The sequence below is a fragment of the Lentilactobacillus sp. genome (assembly GCF_040773105.1).
GTDB lineage: Bacteria > Bacillota > Bacilli > Lactobacillales > Lactobacillaceae > Lentilactobacillus > Lentilactobacillus parabuchneri.
The window spans coordinates 1-5077 of record NZ_JAXGWW010000149.1 but is presented as its reverse complement, the minus strand read 5'-3'; the positions used below and the strand labels follow the sequence as shown (position 1 = coordinate 5077).

The window sequence follows — 5077 nt, the reverse complement described above, 5'->3', positions numbered from 1 at the left end:
GTTGAAGTCGGGATTGGCAAGGGTCGGTTTATTATTGAAACTGCCAAGCTGCATCCCGAGATCAATTATATCGGGATTGAATTGCAGACATCTGTCATTGCAACCGCCCTTAGAACCTTCATGGATAATCCATTGCCTAATGTTCAATTCGTATTGACGGACGGCGCCAATTTGGATGAATTGTTTTACCAAAATGAAGTTCAAAAAATCTTTTTGAATTTTTCTGATCCATGGCCAAAGAAACGTCACGCTAAACGGCGATTAACGTCACCACTGTTTTTAAAAACTTATCAAACGGTATTGGCAGACGACGGCAATATTGAATTTAAGACCGATAATCGGGGCCTGTTTGAATATACTTTGGTGACCATGAATAATTTTCCGATGACATTTGAGTACGTATCCTTGAATTTACACCAGTCACCGGAAAACGAATCAAATGTTGAAACCGAATATGAGCAAAAATTCAGTCCCAAGGGACCAATTTATAAGTTGATCGCGCATTTTACAACTGAACAACCTGGTGATTAAGAATTTTGCCGGTTGCATCGTTAACCCAGTATTCCTCTGACCGAAGTTGGCCGTTGTTATCCACAAAATTATAGCCAAAGTGAAATGGAACGTTCATTTGGTCAGGCAAGGGTTCAATACTCCAGCTTCCAAGATACTGAAGGTCTTTCAATGTCGCCAATTCTCTGGTATTCTTAACAATAGCCGCAAAATATTTTTCACGGCTTTTATTTGATTTGGATAGGGCATAGTAACTGGCAGCCAATGCTGCTAAAGAGATTCCGTAGAAGAGCGTTTGTTTTTTCATTTCGACACCTTTTTCTTTTATGTAATTAGGTATACTTTAATCTATTCAGGGACGATGAGCAAACTTGAACTGAAGACTATCGATTTGCGTTACAATGTACTTTACATTAGTAAGTGGAGGATGATCACTGTGAAAGATTTAGCAAAAACAAATTTAACTGACCTCACCAAACAACTGCAAAGCGGCAAGTATATGCTGTTCTTTACGGCGGACTGGTGCCCGGACTGCCGGTTTATCAAACCCGCAATGCCCGCAATTGAAGCCGAATATCCTGACTATACCTTTTTAAAGGTCGATCGTGACGAAAATATCGATTTAGCCGGCGAAATGGGCATTATGGGCATCCCAAGCTTTGTTGCTTATTCAGATGGTCAAGAAATCGGTCGATTCAACAATGGCGACCGCAAAACGAAGCAAGAAGTTGAAAGTTTCATTAACTCATTAGCAAGTACTGTTGAAAAATAATTAATCGTTGGAAGGAATTTTGAAATGTTAATCGCAAGTTATAACCCACAAAGTACTGGTGACACAATGGTCCTGATTATGAATCCGGATGTCGCCGATCAACAAGTGTCCATTCATGATGACGTCGCCCGAATTTTCGATGAAAAGACTAACCGGACGTTGGGATACAACTTTTTAAAGGCGAGTGAAATTCTTCCTGAGATTGTCACAGAAAACGGTCAAGTCAACTTGACCAGCGAACAGGTTCAGAAGCTGAACGATTATTTAACCAACCACGGTTTTCCGGGGGATGTCGAATTCGATGATCAACCGAAATTTGTGGTGGGCTACGTCGAATCACTTGAAGATCACCCTAATTCAAATCATTTGCAAATTGCCACAACTGACATCGGTCGTGATAAGAAATTGCAGATTGTTAGCGGGTCGCCGAATATGCGCGAAAATATTAAGGTTGTCGTTGCTTTGAGTGGTGCGATGATGCCAGATGGCCAGATCATTTGGCCTGGTGAATTGCGGGGCGTTAAAAGTGAAGGCATGATCTGTTCAGGTCGTGAATTGGCTTTGCCCAATGCACCACAAGTTCCCGGGGCATTGATTTTACCGGATGATTATCAAGTGGGAACGGCATTTGATTTCAAAAAGGCACAACATTTATTTGACTAAACTATTTTGGGTGGATGAGTATGAAGCATTATGATGGACCAGCTTTTTATCGGCGTAAGGGAATCTCAAGAAAACCGGTATCAAAGCCAGTTAACGAGATGACAACTGAACAAGTAAGAGACACCCAAGAAAAGCCGTCAAGACACGTTCTTGATCGAACTTTGGTTAACCAAGATAACCAAGACGATGAAACGCCTGCTTTTTTGAAGGAAATCAAAAACTTTAAACCACAAAAGCGTTCAAAATCCGAAAAACGTAAGCAGCAAATTAAAACGAATTACTTTCTCAGCCAATCGCATCGACGTCATCGGTTATACGATGAGTTGACGCGTGAGCTGAGACTTACATATGATGATTTGATTTTGATTGCACCCGATCAAAACGAAGTCGAAGATGATGTTGTTCATACAACAAATGATCATTCTGATGATAAAATTGACGCTAATCAATCGGCACAAGAACCATTAGTGACGACTAAAAAAGTTCCGGAACAAATGCAACCGAAAAGTTCTGAACAACTGACACGGGAACCCCGTAACCGCTATGAACGTCGACATTTGAATCAACAGTCACGAAAGAAGTTGAAACGGCACGGACTTGGCCAATCGTTCAAGTCAATTATTAATCATGAACAGGCCAGTAAACCTGACCTTTCTTTGTTTGCCAAAAAAACGTCCCCCCAGGTGGATCATGCAAAGCTTGAATCCAACAAACCAAACGGAACAGAGCAACCTGTGACCACCGAAAACACATCAAAAGCAAACGAAGAGCGGGGGTATCAACTGCCACCGTTATCGTTGCTTGCCAAGCCAAAATCAACGGCATCTGATTCGATTGACGAGTGGATTGCCCACCAGTCTGATATTTTAAACAAAACATTTGCGGCCTTTAAGGTTAATGCCAAGGTCGTTGCTTGGACAAATGGGCCAACGGTCACCCAGTTTCAAGTCAAGCTGGCACTGGGCGTGAAAGTCAGTCGCATCACTAATTTAACTGATGATTTGAAGTTGGCGCTTGCCGCTAAGGACATTCGAATTGAAGCGCCGATTCCCGGCAAGACAACTGTCGGGATCGAGATCCCAAATCCTGAACCCCGACCGGTAGTTTTATCTGAAATTATTTCAACCGATCACTTTAGAAACAGTCAATCACCTTTGACAACTGCTTTAGGGGTTGATTTGTCGGGTATTCCAAGAACTGCGGATATCCGCAAGATGCCCCATGGTCTGATTGCCGGGGCAACCGGTTCCGGGAAGAGTGTATTTATCAATAGTTTGCTGGTCTCATTATTGTATAAGGCAACTCCAGCGGATCTGTGCTTATTGCTAATTGACACCAAAGCGTTTGAATTGGCACCATATGACGGGGTTCCCCATTTGCTTTCACCCGTTATCTCCGATCCCAAGACAGCTGCTGCTGCATTAAAGTGGGTGACTCAAGAAATGGATGAACGTTATGAAAAGCTGGCAGCAGCCGGGGCTAAAAACATTGAGCAGTTTAACCGCCAAGCGACCGAAGCAAAAGAATTTGGTTTGAAAATGCCCTATATTTTGGTCATTATTGATGAATTAGCCGACTTGATGATGGTTGCTTCCAGCGAAGTTGAAGATTATATTGTCAGAATTACCCAAAAGGCACGGGCTGCTGGGATTCATTTAATCGTTGCGACTCAACGGCCAAGTGTTGACATTGTGACTGGAACCATTAAAAATAATATTCCAAGTCGAATTGCTTTCATGGTTTCCAGCCAAGTCGATTCCAGAACCATTCTTGATTCTGCCGGAGCGGAACGATTGCTTGGGCGAGGGGACATGCTTTATTTGGGTAGCGGTGCCAACCAGCCCGTTCGGCTTCAAGGCGCGTTCGTAACCAACCAGGAACTTGACGGGATTGTGGATTTTGTCCGCCAGCAAGGCGAGCCGCACTATTTGTTCACCCCGGAAAGTTTGAAAAAGACGACCAGTGAAACGCAGTCCGAGGATCGATTAATGCCACAAGTTATGAAATATATAGCAAAAGAAGACACAATTTCCACGTCAAAGCTTCAACGTGTATTTTCAATCGGTTATAATAGAGCTGCAAACATTATTGATCATTTGCAGGATAAAGATTTGGTTTCAGAGCAACAAGGTTCAAAGCCGCGAACGGTTTACTACAAACCTGCGGCAGAAAAGCCTGCTCCGGAGCTACCTGATAATCATCAAAAATAAAGTAATGGATAGGTAGGATGTCTAATGAATTCAGATACGGTATATCATTTTGTAGGAATTAAAGGGACTGGAATGGCTGCGATGGCGCTTATTTTACATGACCGTGGTGAAAAGGTTCAGGGATCAGATATTGATCAGTACACGTTCACACAGCGTGGGCTTGAACAAGCAGGGATTAAAATTTTGCCATTTGATGTCAATAACATCCATGAGGGATTGACCGTCATTGCGGGAAATTCATTTACGGATGATCATCCTGAAATCAAAAAAGCTCGTGAGATGGGCTTAACTGTGTACCGTTATCATCAATTTTTAGGGAAAATTATTAAGGGAAAAACCAGTATCGGCGTTTCTGGCGCCCATGGTAAAACAAGTACGACCGGTCTTTTGGCCCATGTTCTTTCCGGAATTGCCCCAACTGATTATTTAATTGGCGATGGGTCTGGTAAAGGGGTTCCCAATGCCCGTTTCTTTGTTTACGAAGCTGACGAATACCGGCGTCATTTCTTAGCCACAGAGCCTGATTATGCCATCATGACCAATATTGATTTTGATCATCCTGATTACTACAAAAGTATTGATGATGTGCAAGATGCATTTCAAACGTTTGCTAATCAAACCAAAAAAGGCATTTTTGCCTGGGGTGATGACAAACGGCTTCGCGAATTAAAGGCCAACGTTCCGATTTATTATTATGGTCTTCATGATACGGATGATTTTCAAGCGGTTGATGTCAAACGAACGACCAGCGGGTCAAGCTTTGACGTGACCTACAAGGGCAAGAACCTTGGTAACTTCTCGGTACCGCTGTTCGGCGAGCACAACATCTTTAACTCGTTAGCCGTGATTGCGGTTGCTTATTTCGAAGACGTTGATCTTGATGAAATTCGTAAGGAACTTCAAACATTCCAAGGGGTTAAGC

At 42.7% G+C, this 5077-nt stretch carries 6 protein-coding genes; 5 read left to right on the top strand and 1 reads right to left on the bottom strand.

From position 1 onward, the window contains the following. A partial coding sequence (gene trmB, locus AB3112_RS08095; RefSeq protein ID WP_367334259.1) for a tRNA (guanosine(46)-N7)-methyltransferase TrmB occupies positions 1–531 on the top strand: 531 nt, incomplete at its 5' end. On the opposite strand, the gene AB3112_RS08090 is transcribed toward trmB, so the two are convergent. Then, complete coding sequence (locus AB3112_RS08090; protein WP_084975271.1) at positions 506–817, bottom strand: hypothetical protein; 312 nt, start codon at positions 815–817, stop codon at positions 506–508. The two genes, trmB and AB3112_RS08090, sit on opposite strands and share 26 nt — an antisense overlap. 129 nt (positions 818–946) lie before the next feature. Here AB3112_RS08090 and AB3112_RS08085 point away from each other — a divergent pair, with 129 nt between their 5' ends. The 4 genes from AB3112_RS08085 to murC all read left to right on the top strand — a co-directional run. After that, the gene (locus tag AB3112_RS08085; RefSeq protein ID WP_057910447.1) at positions 947–1282 is read left to right on the top strand and encodes a thioredoxin family protein; all 336 of its coding nucleotides are present in this window, start codon (positions 947–949) and stop codon (positions 1280–1282) included. A gap of 24 nt (positions 1283–1306) precedes the next feature. Continuing rightward, a complete protein-coding gene (ytpR, locus tag AB3112_RS08080) occupies positions 1307–1945 on the top strand; it encodes a YtpR family tRNA-binding protein (protein ID WP_084975274.1) in 639 nt (212 codons plus the stop codon). Positions 1946–1965: 20 nt separating this feature from the next. Further along, complete coding sequence (locus AB3112_RS08075; RefSeq protein ID WP_367334258.1) at positions 1966–4155, top strand: DNA translocase FtsK; 2190 nt, start codon at positions 1966–1968, stop codon at positions 4153–4155. A gap of 24 nt (positions 4156–4179) precedes the next feature. Further along, on the top strand, positions 4180–5077 hold an 898-nt coding region (gene murC / locus AB3112_RS08070), incomplete at its 3' end, for a UDP-N-acetylmuramate--L-alanine ligase (RefSeq protein WP_367334257.1).

Bases quoted from the DNA above. Each gene is read 5' to 3' on its own strand.
- AB3112_RS08090 (WP_084975271.1), bottom strand. From the start codon at position 817: ATGAAAAAACAAACGCTCTTCTACGGAATCTCTTTAGCAGCATTGGCT.
- ytpR (WP_084975274.1), top strand. From the start codon at position 1,307: ATGTTAATCGCAAGTTATAACCCACAAAGTACTGGTGACACAATGGTC.
- AB3112_RS08075 (WP_367334258.1), top strand. From the start codon at position 1,966: ATGAAGCATTATGATGGACCAGCTTTTTATCGGCGTAAGGGAATCTCA.